At 38.6% G+C, this 17,527-nt stretch carries 17 protein-coding genes; 5 read left to right on the top strand and 12 right to left on the bottom strand.

The window, feature by feature from the left end; all coding sequences use genetic code 11:
• Positions 1–62: 62 nt before the first annotated feature.
• Entirely contained in the window at positions 63–332 is a 270-nt protein-coding gene (locus tag FCU45_RS10605) for a nitrous oxide reductase accessory protein NosL (RefSeq protein WP_137015092.1), read from the top strand.
• 1 nt (position 333) lies between these two features.
• On the opposite strand, the gene FCU45_RS10600 is transcribed toward FCU45_RS10605, so the two are convergent.
• Positions 334–1,596, bottom strand: a complete 1,263-nt coding sequence (locus tag FCU45_RS10600; RefSeq protein WP_137015090.1) for an ATP-dependent DNA helicase — start codon at positions 1,594–1,596, stop codon at positions 334–336.
• A 47-nt stretch (positions 1,597–1,643) separates the two neighbouring features.
• Between FCU45_RS10600 and FCU45_RS10595 the strand changes: the two genes are divergently transcribed.
• Positions 1,644–2,891, top strand: a complete 1,248-nt coding sequence (locus tag FCU45_RS10595) for a GGDEF domain-containing response regulator (protein ID WP_137015088.1) — start codon at positions 1,644–1,646, stop codon at positions 2,889–2,891.
• On the opposite strand, the gene FCU45_RS10590 is transcribed toward FCU45_RS10595, so the two are convergent.
• The 4 genes from FCU45_RS10590 to FCU45_RS10575 all read right to left on the bottom strand — a co-directional run bounded on the left by FCU45_RS10590 (position 2,888) and on the right by FCU45_RS10575 (position 9,099).
• On the bottom strand, positions 2,888–5,590 hold the full coding sequence (locus FCU45_RS10590) for a cation-translocating P-type ATPase (RefSeq protein ID WP_137015086.1): 2,703 nt from the start codon (positions 5,588–5,590) through the stop codon (positions 2,888–2,890). The genes FCU45_RS10595 and FCU45_RS10590 overlap by 4 nt on opposite strands.
• Positions 5,591–5,613: 23 nt before the next feature.
• The gene (locus FCU45_RS10585) at positions 5,614–6,732 is read right to left on the bottom strand and encodes a vWA domain-containing protein (protein WP_137015084.1); all 1,119 of its coding nucleotides are present in this window, start codon (positions 6,730–6,732) and stop codon (positions 5,614–5,616) included.
• Between the two features lie 117 nt (positions 6,733–6,849).
• The gene (locus FCU45_RS10580; RefSeq protein WP_137015082.1) at positions 6,850–8,013 is read right to left on the bottom strand and encodes a GmrSD restriction endonuclease domain-containing protein; all 1,164 of its coding nucleotides are present in this window, start codon (positions 8,011–8,013) and stop codon (positions 6,850–6,852) included.
• Positions 8,014–8,016: 3 nt separating this feature from the next.
• Positions 8,017–9,099, bottom strand: a complete 1,083-nt coding sequence (locus tag FCU45_RS10575) for an adenine-specific methyltransferase EcoRI family protein (RefSeq protein WP_137015080.1) — start codon at positions 9,097–9,099, stop codon at positions 8,017–8,019.
• Positions 9,100–9,239: 140 nt separating this feature from the next.
• On the opposite strand from FCU45_RS10575, the gene FCU45_RS10570 reads away from it, so the two are divergent.
• On the top strand, positions 9,240–9,437 hold the full coding sequence (locus FCU45_RS10570; RefSeq protein WP_137015078.1) for a hypothetical protein: 198 nt from the start codon (positions 9,240–9,242) through the stop codon (positions 9,435–9,437).
• 6 nt (positions 9,438–9,443) lie between these two features.
• Here FCU45_RS10570 and FCU45_RS10565 read toward each other — a convergent pair whose 3' ends face one another.
• From FCU45_RS10565 to FCU45_RS10550, 4 genes are all read right to left on the bottom strand, one after another.
• Complete coding sequence (locus FCU45_RS10565) at positions 9,444–9,968, bottom strand: ORF6N domain-containing protein (RefSeq protein ID WP_137015076.1); 525 nt, start codon at positions 9,966–9,968, stop codon at positions 9,444–9,446.
• A 159-nt stretch (positions 9,969–10,127) separates the two neighbouring features.
• Complete coding sequence (locus FCU45_RS10560; RefSeq protein WP_137015074.1) at positions 10,128–10,646, bottom strand: ferritin-like domain-containing protein; 519 nt, start codon at positions 10,644–10,646, stop codon at positions 10,128–10,130.
• 72 nt (positions 10,647–10,718) lie between these two features.
• The gene (locus tag FCU45_RS10555) at positions 10,719–11,714 is read right to left on the bottom strand and encodes an AAA family ATPase (RefSeq protein ID WP_137015072.1); all 996 of its coding nucleotides are present in this window, start codon (positions 11,712–11,714) and stop codon (positions 10,719–10,721) included.
• Positions 11,711–12,913, bottom strand: coding sequence for a hypothetical protein (locus FCU45_RS10550; RefSeq protein ID WP_246032291.1), 1,203 nt, complete (start codon positions 12,911–12,913; stop codon positions 11,711–11,713). Before FCU45_RS10550 ends, FCU45_RS10555 begins: the two co-directional genes overlap by 4 nt.
• A gap of 34 nt (positions 12,914–12,947) precedes the next feature.
• Here FCU45_RS10550 and nhaA point away from each other — a divergent pair, with 34 nt between their 5' ends.
• A complete protein-coding gene (gene nhaA / locus FCU45_RS10545; RefSeq protein WP_137015070.1) occupies positions 12,948–14,288 on the top strand; it encodes a Na+/H+ antiporter NhaA in 1,341 nt (446 codons plus the stop codon).
• Between the two features lie 38 nt (positions 14,289–14,326).
• A complete protein-coding gene (locus FCU45_RS10540; RefSeq protein WP_137015068.1) occupies positions 14,327–15,436 on the top strand; it encodes a multiheme c-type cytochrome in 1,110 nt (369 codons plus the stop codon).
• On the opposite strand, the gene FCU45_RS10535 is transcribed toward FCU45_RS10540, so the two are convergent.
• The 3 genes from FCU45_RS10535 to FCU45_RS10525 are packed head-to-tail and all read right to left on the bottom strand — an operon-like array spanning position 15,426 to position 17,518.
• Positions 15,426–16,454: a dipeptide epimerase gene (locus FCU45_RS10535; protein WP_137015066.1), complete on the bottom strand. Its 1,029-nt coding sequence runs from the start codon at positions 16,452–16,454 to the stop codon at positions 15,426–15,428. The genes FCU45_RS10540 and FCU45_RS10535 overlap by 11 nt on opposite strands.
• Positions 16,455–16,512: 58 nt before the next feature.
• Positions 16,513–17,133: a hypothetical protein gene (locus FCU45_RS10530; protein ID WP_137015064.1), complete on the bottom strand. Its 621-nt coding sequence runs from the start codon at positions 17,131–17,133 to the stop codon at positions 16,513–16,515.
• The gene (locus tag FCU45_RS10525) at positions 17,120–17,518 is read right to left on the bottom strand and encodes a hypothetical protein (RefSeq protein WP_137015062.1); all 399 of its coding nucleotides are present in this window, start codon (positions 17,516–17,518) and stop codon (positions 17,120–17,122) included. The genes FCU45_RS10530 and FCU45_RS10525 overlap by 14 nt, the downstream gene beginning before the upstream one ends.
• Between the last annotated feature and the right edge of the window lie 9 nt (positions 17,519–17,527).

Here is a 17,527-nt window from a genome sequence, read left to right as displayed (position 1 = left end):
TATATTGCCTTGTTGAACTTATAGTGCTATCATTTACTCTAAAATTCAAAGGATGGATCAATATGAAAGCTCTGTTATTAATATTTTTGATAGTGATATCTTTGATCGCCTCCGAAAAAGAGGAGATAAAATATATCGTTGATGCGAAAAATTACGGCTTAGTCGTAGCAAAAGATGCATTCTACGTTATTGACAGCCATAAATACGGAACTATGCAGGAGTACTTTGCTTTTGCAAAAGAGGAAGATGCAAACGAGCATGTTAAAAAGTATGGGGGAAGCGTAGTAAATTACGAGACCTATCTAAAGTTGCAGAAAGAGGATGCAAAATAGTTTAAACCCCTCTTTTTACAAACTCCAGAGCTTTATTATTTACGAACACTATATCTCTCCACTGCCGCTTTGGCGCTATCAGGTTCAGGCGTTTTGGGCTTGAACTTCTGGAGATCGCCACATAAAACTGCGATGGCGCAAATATCTCGTTTGTCTCTATTATTAGATCCTCTATGCTCATGCCCTGCGACTTGTGGATAGTTATGGCATATGCAAGCTTTATGGGGTATTGATAGACACTAAATAGGCTCTCTTGAAGCACCTCTTTTTTCCCGTCTACACTCTTCTCGCTCCACACCTCTTTACTCTGTGCCACCGTCTCAAGCTTTACGACAACACCGTCTCTTTTTTGTACATATACATAGGTGGCATCTATATTTACGACCACTCCACGCTCACCGTTAAAGTAGTTCCATGCATTTCTGGTAAAGAGCACAGGTGCGCCGATCTTTAGCTCCAGCTCTCTCTCTATCCTTGCATCATCCATAAAACGCTCTATTTCGCTCTCTTTTACGCTCTTAGAGTGTTTTATGACTCCCGCTTCTTTAATAAAGAGCTCGCTATCTACAAACTCCAGCTGATTTTTGTTGTGCAGTGATGCGGAGATATTTTTACCGAATAAAAAGGTAAATTCGCTCAAATCCTGCGGAAGCGGTTTTATAAACTCATTGAGGGCGTTATGTACACTCTCATCCACAAAACCGTCTCTTATACTTGATAGAAGCTCTATAAAATCACTGTCATCAGTTCTGTAAACGTGTGTCAGCTCAACCTCTTCAAACTCAAACTCTCTCCATGAATCGGACTCAAAAGCAAATCTTACCTCTTTGTAGCCGCGAACCACGGGAGGAAGCTGCAAAAAATCGCCGACAACCAGAAGTGAGCCCTTAAAATCACTCTGCTCAAGCCTTATGCGTATCATATCAAGCAGGGCATCGCTCACCATCGAGATCTCATCTATGACTATAAGATCCATAGAGGATATAAGCTTTTTTACCTTCTTGCTTGCCTCAAATTTAGAGTTCATCTCAAGTTCGCTCAGACTTGAGGCGATCCCCAAGTCCAAAAAACTGTGCAGCGTCTGCCCGCCTATAAGCGTTGCCGCCATTCCGGTAGAGGCTAGTTTTGCCACTTTTTTAGACTCGCTCTCATAATATTTTATAACTTCTCTTGTAATAGTTGTCTTTCCGACTCCCGCACCGCCCGTTAAAAAAACACTCTTTTTCGCCTTTAGTTTTTCAATGACTCTGTTCAAATAATCCATAAAAAATTATACTATAATAACGAAAAAAATTAGGGGAGTTCTGCCTTATGAGCAATAGAATATTGGTAGTAGAAGACAACAAGACTTTAGCAAAGCTGATAGCAAAAAAGATAAGCTTGGAGATGGATTTTGAAGTTGATGTTGCATACAACCTCTCTGAGGCAAAACTCTTTTTAAAAAGATATAAATATTTTTTGACCCTTCTGGATATTAATCTTCCAGACGCCCCAAACGGGGAGATAGTCGATTATGCTTTGGAGAAAGATAACCGCGTCATTGTGCTAAGCGGAAATATCGACAAAGAGTTTAGAAAGAAGATGCTCAAAAAAAACATCATTGATTACGTTACAAAAAGCGGAACAAATGATGTCAACTATATCATCCAGACCATAAAAAGACTCAAAAAGAACCAAAACCACAAGATACTAGTGATAGACGACTCTCTTGTATTTAGAAAACAGATGCAGGGTATGCTTGAAAATATGTTTTTCAAGGTTATATCCGTCGCACACGGGGAGGAGGCGCTAGGCATGCTAGAGAATGCCCCCGATATAAGTCTTGTTCTTACGGACTATCATATGCCGGTTATGAATGGTCTTGTGCTCACTGGAGAGATCAGAAAAAAATATATGAAAAATGAGCTTGCCGTCATTGTAATGTCTGGTGATAACGATGATGAAACGACCGCTCTGTTTTTAAAGAACGGTGCAAACGACTACATAAAAAAACCGTTTTCAAAAGAGGAGTTCTCATGCCGCATAAACAACTCGATCGAGGCTCTTGAAAATATACAGGAGATCACGAACAATGCGCAGCGCGACTTTTTAACAGGTCTTTACAACAGAAGATACTTCTTTACGAACGCTTCAAAATATTTCGAAGATGCTAAAGAGAACTCAGAGCATTTCGCAATAGCTATGATAGATATCGACAATTTCAAAAAGATAAACGACACATACGGTCATGATGCAGGAGACAGAGCTATCGTGCATCTCTCAGATATATTAAGAACAAACGTCTCAAACGAGGATATAGTGGCAAGATTTGCCGCAGAGGAGTTCGGCGTTTTGCTTAAAGACGTATCTGCGCAAAAAGCTATAGAGATACTTGAGAGGATCAGACAAAATGTGCAGAGCAGCAAAACCAAAGGCAACAACAACGAGGAGATAAACTACACTATCTCCATAGGGCTTGTGACAACCAACGACGAGAACCTTGACTCAAGCGTAAACGAAGCAGATATGCTGCTATACAACGCAAAACAAAACGGAAGAAATCAGATAGCCGTAAACTAGGCTATCTCTCTTTTTCTTGCAACCCTAAGTCTAAACTGCTTCTCAAGCTCCAAGAGAGCGAAGACTACAACTCCGCATAGAAAGATCATACTAAAATCAAATAGCGTTAAAGATGCCGTTAAAAAAACTCCCTGCAAAAACGGTATGTAAGTTATAGCGATCTGTGCAAAAAAGATGACGGATACTGCGCTCCACACTACTCTGTTTGCCAAAACATCACTAAGCTTCAGCTCAATTATGTTTAGATTTCTAATATAAAAAAGGTGAAATATCTCCAAAAAGACCAGAACATTAAGTGCGAGAGTTCTCGCATACTCTACGCTTGCGCCGCTTTGCATCGCATAGTAAAAAGCGCCAAAAACCGCAATAAGAAAGAGGGTTGTCACATAAACTATATGCCATATCAGCTCTCTGTTTAAAATAGGCTCATCAATAGCTCTAGGACTTCTTTTCATTATATTTTTATCTTCATCCTCAAATGCCAGTGCAATACCCAATGTAACGGCTGTTATCATATTTGCCCAAAGGATTTGAATAGGAGTTATCGGCATAACCATTCCAAAAAATATTGCAACTATAATTACCGAAGCCTCAGAAGCATTAGTTGGAAGCGTCCAGCTTATGACCTTTTTTATATTGTCATAAACTCTTCTGCCCTCTCTTACGGCATTTACTATTGAGGCAAAATTGTCATCTGTTAAAACAAATTCGCTCGACTCTTTTGCCGCCTCGGTGCCGCTTTTTCCCATAGCGATACCGACATTGGCTCTCTTTAGTGCAGGCGCATCGTTTACGCCATCCCCTGTCATCGCTACAATTTTTGAGTGCGCTTGAAGCGCCTTTACCAATCTTAATTTATGCTCAGGAGTGGTTCTTGCAAATATATCTGTATTAAGTACGACTCTCTCAAGCTCCTCATCACTTAACTTCTCTATATCCGCACCGCTTAAGACATTTTCACAATTTCTAAGCCCTATAGTTTTTCCTATGGCAGTTGCGGTTAAAAGATGATCTCCGGTTATCATTTTTACATCTATATGTGCGCTGTAACACTCTTTTATAGCCTCTATGGCTTCAGGACGCGGAGGATCGATCAATCCTACAAGCGCAATAAGCACAAGCCCCTCTTTTAGATCATCAAAATCAAGCGTTGCTTTATCATGAGATACTTTTTTATACGCAAGTGCCAGCACCCTCTCTCCGCAAGAGGCAAGCTCTTTTGCCATCTCTTCCCAGTATGCGCTCTGAATCTCTTTTTCATTCTCTGCGTCTACATACTCGAACTCTGACATTTTAATGATGATCTCTGCCGCCCCTTTTACGACGATAATGGATTCACCTTCATGACTATGGTTTAACGTCGCCATATATTTATGTTTTGAATCAAACGGTATCTTGTCATCACGCTTAAAAACCTCTCTTGTCTCATTGGCGTAGAAGCCGGCTTTATGGGCAAATGTGACTAGGGCACCCTCTGTCGGACTTCCCTCAATTGTCCAAGAGTTATCCTCTTCCCTTAAAATAGCGTCACTGCATAAAAGAGAGGTTTTAGCCAAAAATTTCACTCTCTCATCTCTATCTATATCAACCTTCTCATCCTTGAAATATAGATCCCCTATCGGTTCATAACCTGCACCACTTACTCTGTAATTTCTATCATTTGTAACTACACTGCTGACCATCATCTCGTTTTGAGTAAGAGTTCCTGTTTTGTCCGAGCATATAACAGAAACGGAGCCTATGGTCTCAATGGCCGGCAGCTGTCTGACTATTGCATTTCTCTTTGCCATAGCCTGCACACCTACTGCAAGCGTTATAGTCAAAACAGCTGGCAGACCTTCGGGAATAGCGGCGACAAAAAGCCCTATTACCGCCATAAATGCCTCTGTAAAATCAAGCCCTTTTACAAAATAACCGACAAGAAAAATAAGAAGAGAAAAGGAGAGTATAAAAAAAGTTAGATATTTGGCGAATCTATCCATCTGCTCAACAAGAGGCGTGGTCAGTGTCTCTACACTGCTTAACATTCCGCTTATACGTCCAAGCTCCGTTCTGTCTGCCGTAGCGACCACAACACCTTTTGCTTCTCCGCCTGCTATAGTCGTTCCTGCAAATGCCATTGAGCTTCTGTCTCCCAAAGTTGCTTCAGGCATGACTTTTTTGACACTCTTCTCAACAGCAACGGACTCTCCGGTCAGTGGAGCTTCCTGAACGCTAAAGGCGTGTGTCTCAAGCAGCCTTATATCCGCTAAAACTCTATCTCCCGGCTTCATAAAGACAATATCGCCGATGACCAATGATTCACTTTGTACTTTTTGCTTACTATTATCCCTCATGACAATAGCATGAAATGCCAGCATCTTTTTTATGGCATCCATCGCATTTTGAGCTCTATTCTCTTGGATAAAACCTATAATGGCATTGATTAGCACGACTCCTAGTATTACGACCGTATCTATCATATGATCAAGCACTGCAGTCACTACGGCAGCACTTAAAAGTACGTAGATCAAAAGGTTGTTAAACTGCATTAAAAAACGTACAACTGCGCTCTTTTTCTTCTCTTCTTGAAGTTTGTTAGGTCCATATTTTTTAAGCCTTGCCTCAACTTCGGTGCTGCTTAGACCATCTTGTGAACTCTCAACTGCTCTTAGAACTTCATCTACTTCTAAAGAGTGCCAGTTATTAGACTCTTGCATATTCGACTCCATTTTTTTATGAACTATTCTAACACGATCAGACTGCCAAATGGCACAATGGCCTCTTTTGGAGACACCCACTTAACCTCGTAGTTTGGCGCATCTTTTGGAAAAACTCCATCCAGATCAGTGAAGTACAGAAGCAGCTGCACATCTAAGAGCTCTTTGTCTATAAACTCAAAAACGGGTCTGAAGTCGGTTCCTCCGCCCCCTTTTATATCTGCTTCTAAAATATCGCCGCCAAAAAAGGTTTTATGCGATCTGATCTTGTCATCGCAGACAAGCATGTCTATCTCAAAATTTGCAACACTCAACATCAAAAAGTTAAGCTCGCTTAAAAACTCGTCTAGAAGTTTTTCATCTACCGAACCCGAGCTATCGACTGCCACGACAATTTTTACTCTTTGAGTTGTGGATGATGGCAGATATATGCCTCTGTAGAGAAGTTTTTTACTAGGCGGAATGAGTCTATAGTCATCTCTGTAAAATCTCTGCAGTGCCGCATTTAGCTCTCTGCGCCAGTCTACCTTTCCCTCGTCTGTTATGCTGAAAAATCTTCCTATCCCGATGGGCATCTCGGAGTTTTTTGCCTCCTCTTCAAGTTTAGCTTTGGCAAACTCTTCAAAAAGCTGTTCGCTCAGGGCATCGGTTTTTTGAGGCGTTTTTTGCCTGTTTTGTTCACTCTTACTATCTTGCACATCATCCGTCTCGTCCGATTTATATTCAAGCTCATCACGCAAAATATCCTCTTTTAACTCCGCATATATCTCCTCTGCGTACATACCGCTAAATCTCTTTGAGTAGTGCGCCTCATCCGGACGGACAAGACCGTTTTGAACTAACATATCATTAATAGCATAGTCTGTAGCCAATTGCCACAACCATCCGCTTCTGCCGTTTTTTCTCACTTCATGGGCAAGAGAGGCGTGCATTGCACCGTTTGCAAAAACGAACTCCATCTGCGCGGAGTCTAACTTTTGCAAAAAATCGCTGTTGTACTCTAACTTGATGCCGTTGCTTTTAAAGCTCTGAATATCATCATTTTGAACAAGTTCAAGCTTTGCCGCAAGTGCCCCGAAAAAAGGGTGATTGAGAAGAAGTTTTGATTTTGCTTGAGAGATTTTTTGCTCAATGCTTGACATACAAATATCCATTTTTTAAGACTATTATATCAAACATTAAAGTACCAACGAAACAAGATGTGATTACTCTATCTTTAATATTATAAATAAATCTACTTGTCTATCAAAATGTCACTATTACCGATTCCCTTTTGCTCTATTATGTGTTTTACATAACATTTCACAATTTTGGAAATCTGTAGCACCGCCCTTACTCCATGCTGTGACATGATCTGCATCCATCTCATTTTGCTTCCAAATTTTCGTTTGATTTGAATTATTTCTAATGGCACACAATGGACAGTTTGAAACTCCTTTTAATTCTGCTATTTTGGTTTGCTCTTTATAGACCCTTCTTTTTGTAGCATCATCAAAGACTCGTACATCTAGTAATTTTGTATCCTTTTCTCCACCCAAAATGTACTCGTACAATCCTTTATAATTTTTTATATAAGGATCACTATATAATTTATAAAGTCTGTTTTGAATTTCAGTAGGATTATATGCTTGTCTATGATACTCTTCATACAGCCTTCCCCACTCTAACCCACACATCTCTTTTTCAACATCTATAAAAACTGCAGATACCCAATCAATAACACTATTAAAATATCTTTTTATCTCATTAATATTATTATCATGTCTATGCTGAGCCATATAAGTATCAATATTTCCTTTACTTACCCAGTCCAGTGCGACTGCAAAAAACTCCTGTCTATTAGCAGAGCCTTTGATATAAGCACTCCACTTTTGAATATTTGCATTTTGCGAGTTGCTAAACTCCTCTTTACAAAGTGTCACAAACTTTCCTGAATAAATAGCATTTAAAAATTCTTGATCATTAAGAGGAACACCTACTATATTTATAGTTTTAAACCACTCTTTAATCTCACTCTCTTCACCCTCACACTCATATATCAAAAGCTCTGTCTCTTCTATCTTTTTTCTTTTATCCTCAGCAATAGTATCAAAATATTGTTCCATCCCATTTTCATCTTTTATGGCTAATTTATTTGTAAAATATCTTCCAATACTTGTGATTCTTTGCTGTCCATCTAAAACCTCAAACTTATCATCAGATATTTTATTAAAGTAAATTATCCCTAACGGATACCCTTTTAAAATTGATTCTATGACCGCAACATCCCTCTTTCCATCTGCATAAATATAGTTTCTTTGATACTCTGGTTGGATGGTTAATTTTCCAGATAACCCAAACAGACCTTTGCCTTCAAGTTCATTGTAAACAAACCCGTTACAGATTTCTTTTATTGTTATTTTAGTTCTTAATGTTGTTGTCATAGTTTACCTTTTATGTTTTATTAAAATTCTGCTGTATGCTCGTCTGCCAGTAATATAGCCTCTATCTAGTTTTCCTTGCCATGATGAGTTTACTAATTGTGGTAATTTGCCATCTTTAACCTCATAATCACTTCCAAGAATTTCAAATTGCTCAGGACTATACTTATCCAAAAAACTAATTGGCACACCCATTACTCCGTCAAAATCATTTGGGATGAGTTTCACATATGGAACTTCTATGGCATCGTAGTTGTCATACCTGTCAAAAGGTTTTTTAGTGCTGTATTTAATTACATCCTTTTCTGACATTAGTGATATTGGCTGATGTCGTCTGCCATGATCAATATTTGTAAACCACCTGACACCTACAACTCTTTGATAATATCTTCCATCTCTTATTTTCCCCGTAAATTTTGTCATATCAACAACATCTTTTGGAACTTCAAACTCTCTATCTCCACTTGTTATACTAGGTCCAAGCCATACTTTATTGTCTTTAATAAGTGGAAAAACCTCTTTGTATGTAATTGCGTTAATATTTCCGATAATTAAAAACCGCTTACTACTCGCTATAATCCAAGCTAAAAAGATACGAAACTGTGAAAATGGTGGATTAGTGATAATAATATCTGCTTCATCTCTTAGTTTTTTTATTTCATCACTTCTAAAATCTCCATCACCTTCTAAGTAGTGCCACTCTAAGTCATTTATATCTATCCTGCCATCATGTGTAGTATCATGGTCTAGGGTAAATATTTTTCCATTTTTTATAGTCTTAAATTCATCATACTTTGGATTATTGATTTCAAAGAGCGTAGGCTGATAATTGGTATCATATAACTTACTAGCAGAAGCATAACTTGTACTAATAAGCTTTTTTAAACCAAATCTCTCAAAATTTTGAGCAAAATATTTAGTAAAATTACTCCATTCCGGATCATCGCATGGTAATAATATAATTTTATTTTTGAATACATCTGGGTCATATTCAAGATACGCCGACACTTCTTTTTCTATATCAATATATTGTGTATAAAATTCATCATTTTTTGCTTTTTTTGCATTTGCAAGATTCTCATTTGCCATAAAATTTTTCTCTTTTGTTTTATTTCTAGATAATTGTTTTCTATTTTATAAAATAAGAGCAAAATATTTGCTTTTTTAATAATCATTTAGCAATTTATTTGCGAATTTTGTTTAAATTTTTTATTGATTAGAATTTTTTTATGAAATTAACACAACAAGACAAAGCAAGACTACTGAATATTACGCCGATGACTTTACGAAATTGGCGAAAAGAGAAACCGTTTTTATATGAAATTGTTATGAAGGGTTTTGCCTTTGACGAAATAGTAGAAGCTCAAAAAGAGAGTTACGAAAAAGCTTTGAAGTTGCAGGAGAAGTTTAAAATAACAAATAAATGAGCTTAATCAAACAAACCCTATCTTCTTAGTCCCCTCTTTAGCTTCATCATAAATGCCCTGCATACTCGAAACTACTTGCACCACTTTTTGAAGTAGTTCAGTTGTTTCTTTATCATTTGTTTCTAATTTTTCTAGTCTTTTTATGATATCAAAGTATGGTACAGATTGATTTTTCAGCTTTGTAAATGTTCGCATAATTTGTTTAGTAACTTCTACTGCAATACCGCTTTTAAGTACAGTAGCAAGCATATATACCCCTTGCTCTGTAAATACATAAGGATTTGTTCTTATCATATTAAAATTTGTGGTCGCATTTTGCGACCGCAAATTTTTCAATTCTTCATCAGTTAGTTGAAACATAAAATCACTATCAAATCTCTCTATATTTCTCTTTACCTGCTCATTAAGTCTTTTAGTAGCTACGTCATATAACTCTGCTAAATCCTTATCTATCATTACCTGAGCGCCTCTTATGATAAAAATTTTATCATCGACGATAATATTATTTGTGAGTTTATTTTTTGCATCCATTATATTTACTCCCATATTTTAAAATAGAAAAATATAATATAAATTTTTATTTTGATCTAAAAATATGACAAATTGCAATATTTACTTTAAAAAAGAAAAAGAAAAGATTGAAAGATTTTGGTGCGTAACATCAAAGAGAGTGCCTCTTTGATATTTTAGTTATTTTTTCAGGCTCTTTTTAAGATCACTTACAAACTCTGTAATGTCGTCATGAAGCGCTTGGAGATCCTCTTCGTGCTCGACCTCGTCAGCCAATATCTGTGAGACGATGTCGTAAGTAACTATATCTTTGTCTCTTGTGAGATCAACTATGCTTGAGTAAGTGTTTATAGCACACTGCTCGCCTTTGATGGCATCTTCTAGAATTGCGACGACATCGAAATTTTTAGGCTCTTCATAGCCGCAGTTTGTCTTCTTCATCCACTCTTTTGGATTTAAAAGAGGCGTTCCGCCAAGCTGCAAAATTCTGTCTGCTATCATAGTAGCGTGTCTTAGCTCATCGGCTGCGTGCTGATCAAGCTCGGTAATAGCAGCATCTTTCATGATTCCTTTTACGACCTTGCTCTCGATAAAATACTGGTAGTACGCCAGCCACTCATCCGCATAAGCTCTGTTTAGAAGTTTAATGATCTCTGAGACCTCTAGACCTTTAATTATCGAATTTCCTACTCTAGCCATATCTAACTCCTCATGAAAATTTTTAGTACGCTCCTATGGTACAATCAAGTTGATTAATTATCTTTTAAAGAGTTATTCTAATAGATATGCAAACTTCTCCACCCACTCTCTAAATGCTTCGAGATGTTCCATGTTGACACCGTTTCTCTGCAGATCTTGAACAGTCATCACGGCAAATTCGCTCTTTAACCCAAACGTATATCTAAGCAAATTCTCTAACTTCTTATCATCTCTATCTTTGAGGTATGCGCTAACGAGTCCTGTACTTAGAGCATAAAGAACATCTACCTCATCGCTGTACTCACCGCCTCCGCTGTGTAGTATATTTTTTATATCCGGAAGTCTACTCATTACCTTGCAAAATGCCAAAAACGAGACCGCAACATCCTTGCCGAGTGCTCCGCCGATGGTCTCTAAAAGCAGATCTTCAGAGACTTTGCTCTTTAGAACGCTGTTTACATACTCCCAGCTTCTAGGCGTTGCAAAGCTTTTAGCATCGCTTTTGGCATCAAAAGTGAACAGATGTTCATTTTTATATGAGATGTAAGAGAGAACTCTCTCATCAATAGCGTTTCTGTATGCCCAGAGCCTCCAGTCCTCAACATCTACATCCATCTCAAAGTGGACAAACCTGTTAGCCAAAGGGCTTGGCATACGGTAGGTAACACCCCTGTCTCCCTCACGGTTTCCTGCAGCTACTATCGCCCAGCCATCAGGGAGTTCATACTCGCCCACTCTTCTATCAAGTATTAGCTGATAAGCAGAAGCCTGAACACTAGGAGCCGCAGAGTTTAGCTCATCCAAAAATAAGATCCCCTCTCCTTCACGGGGCAAAAAGGCAGGAGGCGCCCAGAGTGCAGTGTGGGAATCTTTGTCGTAAAACGGGATCCCCTTAAGGTCGGTCGGATCCATAAGTGCCAGTCTTAAGTCTATAAAACCGACACCCCTGCTTTTTGCTATCTGCTTTACAATAGAAGATTTTCCTATTCCCGGTGCTCCCCACAAAAATGTCGGAACTCTCTGCTCTACCAAAGCTTCTATTGCCGAGCTTAGATCTGTTGCTTTCATACTTCCCATCCTATATTTTCTTGTTGTATATATCTGCCAAATGCCGGATTTTCCATAACTGAGCGGGCATATTTTGAGTCAAGCTGGAGTTGATACAATATCTCTACCGGAGTGTTCTCATTTTTTGCTATCTCTTGGCAGTATTTGTTGTTTCTGTACGCCTCTTCAAGTATAGATGAAGGAGTTTTTGGATTTTCATACAGGGCTGAAATAATCTCCTCATTTTTGCTCTTTAAAAGCTGATGCACTATCTCTTCATCAATACCGCCGTTAAGTGCCAGAGCGTAGGATATCTCATCATCGTTGTAACTTAGAAGCTCTTTTTGCATCTGCTGGGTCAAGCTATGATTTAGTGCCAATCCTATCTTGTTTGTTTTAAAAAGTTCAAAAAGCTCATCTGTCAATTCAATATTTTTAGCTACGTTTCTGCCAAGTTTCTCATCTTTTAAAAACTCTTCGATCAGCTCTCGCTTTAGATTTCTGTTTTGTGATAGCGCCTCTAGGACATCAGGGTCATTTGTTTTACAGAGCATCTCCTGCATCTCATCATCGCACCAGATATTTCCGGCGATCGCGACTTGGATATTAGGATTGAAGCGTATAGGCTCAAGCGATAAAATGGCGTAGAGCAGTTCTGTGTTTTTTGTCTGTGAAATAAGATGCATAAAACCCGTGGTCGCATACTGGACATTATGGTTTCGCTCTATATTTTGATAAAAGCGCAAGATTATCGCCGCACTTACATCACGGTTGTCGTCGTTTTCAAAAAAGTCCTCACCGCCCCACGAGTACATCTTTAGAAGCTTGAAAAAAAGATCATCACTAATCATCGAGTTTTTCAAAAAAGATTTGAGTCTCTCTTTGTTGCGGCTAAGTTTAAGGCTCATCAAAAGAGTATTTGCATCTATATGTTTTGCAATCTCTCTCTCTAAAGCGTCAATAGAGATAAACTCTACACTTTGGGAGTGTTTTTCATAAAGCTCATCGCTGATGTTCTGCTCATAAGGGGTCATCATCTTTCCCTCGACCACCAATACCACATTCTCACCAAACTCACTTGAGAGACCTATTTTGTGAAACTTCAACTGTGAAGCAAACTCATCACTGCTAAAAGCGCGGCTCTTGCCAAAAAGCAATATTGCTCTATTTTTTAACTCTTTTAAATTCATGAAGCAGATTATATCATTGGTTACACTCATTTGTTATAATGCGCCGACAAAGCAAAGGATTTTTATGAAGAAACTATATGCGCCGTGGGAAAAGGTATTTAAAAAAATAGCTACTCCTTTTGAGGAGTTTATACACGCACAGACGACAACCGGTCTAATACTTATGATTATGACCGTAGTAGCACTTGTATTGGCAAACTCTCCCATCTCAGAAGCGTATGAGCACTTCTTTCACGCCTACATCAAGCTTGAGGTAAGCTCATGGACGCTCTCCCACTCCATCCACCACTGGATCAACGACGGGCTTATGGCTATCTTTTTCTTTATTATCGGACTTGAGATAAAAAGAGAGATAACGGTAGGCGAACTATCAGATATGAAAGTTGCCATTTTGCCTATTCTGGCAGCAGTCGGAGGGATGCTTATTCCTGCACTTATCTATCTAAGTATCAACGCAGGCACAGATGGTGCAAAGGGGTGGGGAATACCTATGGCTACCGATATTGCCTTTGCCATCAGCGCACTTGTGTTACTAGGCAAAAGAGTTCCAACTTCACTGGTTACTTTTTTAGTTGCCCTAGCAATCGTAGATGACCTCGGAGCAGTCGTGGTCATTGCTCTTTTTTACACAAATGAGATACATATGCTCTGGCTTGCCCTAGCACTTGGAGCCTTTTTTGTTATGATAGCTCTTAACCGTTTCGGCATACATGCGGTGTTGCCATACTTGATAGTCGGCATTATTATGTGGTACTTTATGCTTGAATCGGGAGTACATGCGACAATAGCGGGAGTTATTGCGGCAATGGCTATCCCATCAAAACCAAAGTATGCACCTATCGCACTGACAGAGCACACATGCAAACTGCTTAGCGAATATGACAAGTATCCGGTAGCGACAGATCATATGATGCATGAGAGACAAAAAGCGATCCTTCAAAATATAAAAGACACCATAGATGCAGTAGGAACTCCGGCATCAAGGCTTGAGCACGGTCTTCATCTGCCTGTGAGTTTACTTGTGATCCCTCTTTTTGCTCTGGCAAATGCAGGTATAGCGATCGACTTTTCATCCATAAATGAAAGCATAGTGCAGCCTATATCTATGGGCATAATACTTGGTCTTGTAGCCGGAAAAGTGCTTGGCATTGCAGGTCTATCGTGGCTTGCTATAAAGCTGGGCATTGCAACACTTCCGCAAAACACGACTATGAGTCAGATTTTTGGTGTCTCATTTTTGGGAGGCATCGGTTTTACGATGTCCATATTTGTGGCAGACCTTGCTTTTGCGGGAAATAGTGAATTTATATTTCAAGCAAAAATAGGGATATTAGCAGCCTCTTTGTTTGCGGGAGTTTTTGGATTTATATGGCTTAGATACATAGCAAGTTCTTCAAACAAATAGTGCTATAATCCGACTCTAATTCATATAAGGAAATAGTTATGAAAACACTATACATACTTCTTTTTACAGCCCTTTTTTTAGGGGCGAACGATGCCGTTCACGAGTTTGCACCCAACCAAGAGTGTCAAAAGTGCCATGAACAGATATATAGTGAGTACTACGGTTCTATGCACGCAAATGCTACACCGCAAAAAGACCCTATCCACAACGCTATCTGGAACAAGCAAGTAGCAATGACCAAGACCGAGCAGTACAGCTGCGGCAAATGCCACACACCCGGAGCGGACAATCTTGACAAGATGACAACACCGGGCGAAAAGGCGATGTTTGATGCTCAAAACCCTACTCATCAAGAGGCTATAGGGTGTGCATACTGCCACCGCATAGAGAAGATAGAGGAGCATGCACAGAGCAATACGAACATTATCTCAAAAGATAAAAACAGCTATTACGGCTCCAACAGAAGCTCTCTTGACTCTCCCTACCACAAGATCATAACTGATGAGAACGAGAACTTTAAAAACGGTAATGTCTGCGTAGGGTGCCATTCTCACAATGTAAACAAATTCGGTCTTAACCTCTGCTCAAGCAACGTTAACAGCGAAATGAACAGCGCCAACTGCGTAAGCTGCCATATGCCTCAAGTTGAGGGAAGCTTCTCCTCTATCATAGAGACAAAAACTCACTCTTTTCACGGTTTTGCGGGTGCGCACTTTCACTCTGAGATGCTGAGCAAATATGTAAATATATCGATACTCAGAAACATAGATCACTTCATAGTGAATGTGGACAACCAGAGCTCTCACGCACTTCTGCTTCACCCTGCCCGTCTGGCTCTCTTAAAGATAAGCGTAACAAGAGGGGAAGAGACAACGGAACTTGAAAAAGAGGTGTTTGTCAGAGTGATAGGAAAGGAGGGCAAACCATCTATGCCTTGGATGGCTGAGGAAGTCATAAAAGATACGATGATACAGGCAAATGAGAAAAGAGCCGTAAGAAGAGATTTCAAACTTCAAGAGGGCGACAGAGTAGATGTTGTGCTTGGATGGTTCTTGGTAAATCCAAAAGCTCTTGAGAGTCTTGGACTCAAAGATGAGAAAACGGCAAAAGAGTTTAAAGTCTTTAAAAAAGAGAGTTTTACGTTTTAAGCGAGATCTCACACCCGCTAAACTCAAAATCAAGCTCGCTTGAAGGCTCTTTGTAGAGCAGCGGGCTGTCGAGATCCACATACTTTATAACATCTCTGTAGGCAAATGCCAGATATAGCGCCATATTTATAGAGTATGGACCCTCAAGCATTGAACCGAGCATACATTTAACACCGTTTTGTCTTGCGTACTCCAAGATCTCTATGGCTTTTGTAACCCCGCCGCACTTCATAAACTTTATGTTTATCATATCTGCACTCTTAGACTCCATTACTTTTTTCACATCTCGAAGTGTAAAAACCGCTTCATCGGCTAAGATGGGAATGTGCGAGAACTCTGTGATCTTTTTTAGACTCTCCAAGTCAGACGCAATAACAGGCTGCTCTATCAGCTCTATCTTAACATCCAGCATATTGTTTATAAAAAAGTGCGCATCTTCAAAGCTCCACGCCTGATTTGCATCGACCAATATCTCTGCTTGCGGCAGGGAGTTTGCGATTTTTCTTATAACATCAACTGCGTGCAAAATATCGCTGCCGACCTTTACTTTGAGTATCTCTTTTCTCTCGTTGCAGGCTTTTTTGGCATCTTCGAGCATAACGTCTGCAGAGTTTAGACTGATTGTCACATCCGTTTTTATGGGAGCAAAATCCTCTATACAAAACCGCTCTCTTAGAGTGCAGCTTTTTTGTTTTGCATCCAGAGATACAAACGCTATGTCAAGCGCTGCTTTGGCACTTGAGCCCATCTTGCACCCACTATGCAGAAGCTCCAACGCTTCTTGGCATGTAAGATCTGAAAACTGCTCTTTTACGCTATCTATGGAATGGAGTATATCTTCTATACCCTCACCCGTTATCGCCTTTGTTGCAGGGGCTTCCCCAATGCCGATATGACCGTTCTCATCTTCAACATAGACTCTTACAAACTCTACGTCTGAAGTCTCTCGCAGAGCTGTTTTGAATGGGGTTTTTAGGGCTATATGTTTTACTTCTGTTTTTATGTTTGTGATTTTCATTTTGCCATCCAAACCAAAATATTGCCAACAGCTCTAATTATTCTATTCATATTATTTCCTATGTACTTATGCCTCTTGGCGAAATTCTATTGTCTAAATCATTTATAATATTTTGCAAGTTTTTGTCAAATTCATCCATATTTGAGATATTAAAACTATATTTATTATCAGTGATAGAGATACTATTTTGCTGTAAAGATTTTACTACAGATTTTTTAGGAGTTTTTGAAACTTGAGAGTAAAACTCAATAGCATCTTTTGAAATATAGTTACTATTTTGTATCTCATATGCTAATTCACTTATTTCATCTTTTGGAAAAAGCTTTACACCACCATCAAACATATCATAATATTTTTCACAAAGCTCTTTTGTAAGTTTAATATCCTCTTTTTGAACAAAAGAAAAATCATTAAAATTTAGATTTTCGTTAAAAACTATCGAAAAAGCTTTTTGTTTATCTGGTCTTGAAAATGGTTGAAAGCCAATAGGGTTAATTGCGTGTTCATTTTTTAAAATGCCTAATTTAAAATCATAGGAATACATCACTCCCATTGAACCATCGCTTATAGGTGTAAATGTTCTGTTTTTAGGGTTATAGCTACAAGTCATAAAGAACATTGCTATATCTTTATCTCTTGAAAAATCCAAATGATTTGTCTTAAATTCATAATGCCTCATAATCTATCTTTAGTTTATAATTTGGTAAGTGTTTATAGTGTTCTAAAAAATTTTTAGTCTGAAAGATTTTAGTCAAATGATGGGTCTTTATAGCAGATAAAAATTCTATTTTTTGTAAATTTGCTTTTAATTTTTCTTTTGCTGTCATTTTTCTTGAAAGTGTTGGTTTGCAAACTTCAAAATACTCATTTTGACCACGATATAAAAGTGCTGAAAATTCTGGAGCTGATAAAAGCAAGCACTCATTGTCACTTACTTTTAATGGGAATAATGCATCTTTCCGTGATGTGCTATAACAACCAAAGTGATTTATGAGACTATCGTCACATAACATATGCGAATATTCTTCTAATGTTTGAATATCTTTTTGATAACTATTTTGCATTTATAAATA

Source organism: Sulfurimonas crateris, from assembly GCF_005217605.1.
In the GTDB taxonomy this organism is placed as follows: Bacteria; Campylobacterota; Campylobacteria; order Campylobacterales; family Sulfurimonadaceae; genus Sulfurimonas; species Sulfurimonas crateris.
This window is presented reverse-complemented; position numbering and strand designations above follow the sequence as displayed.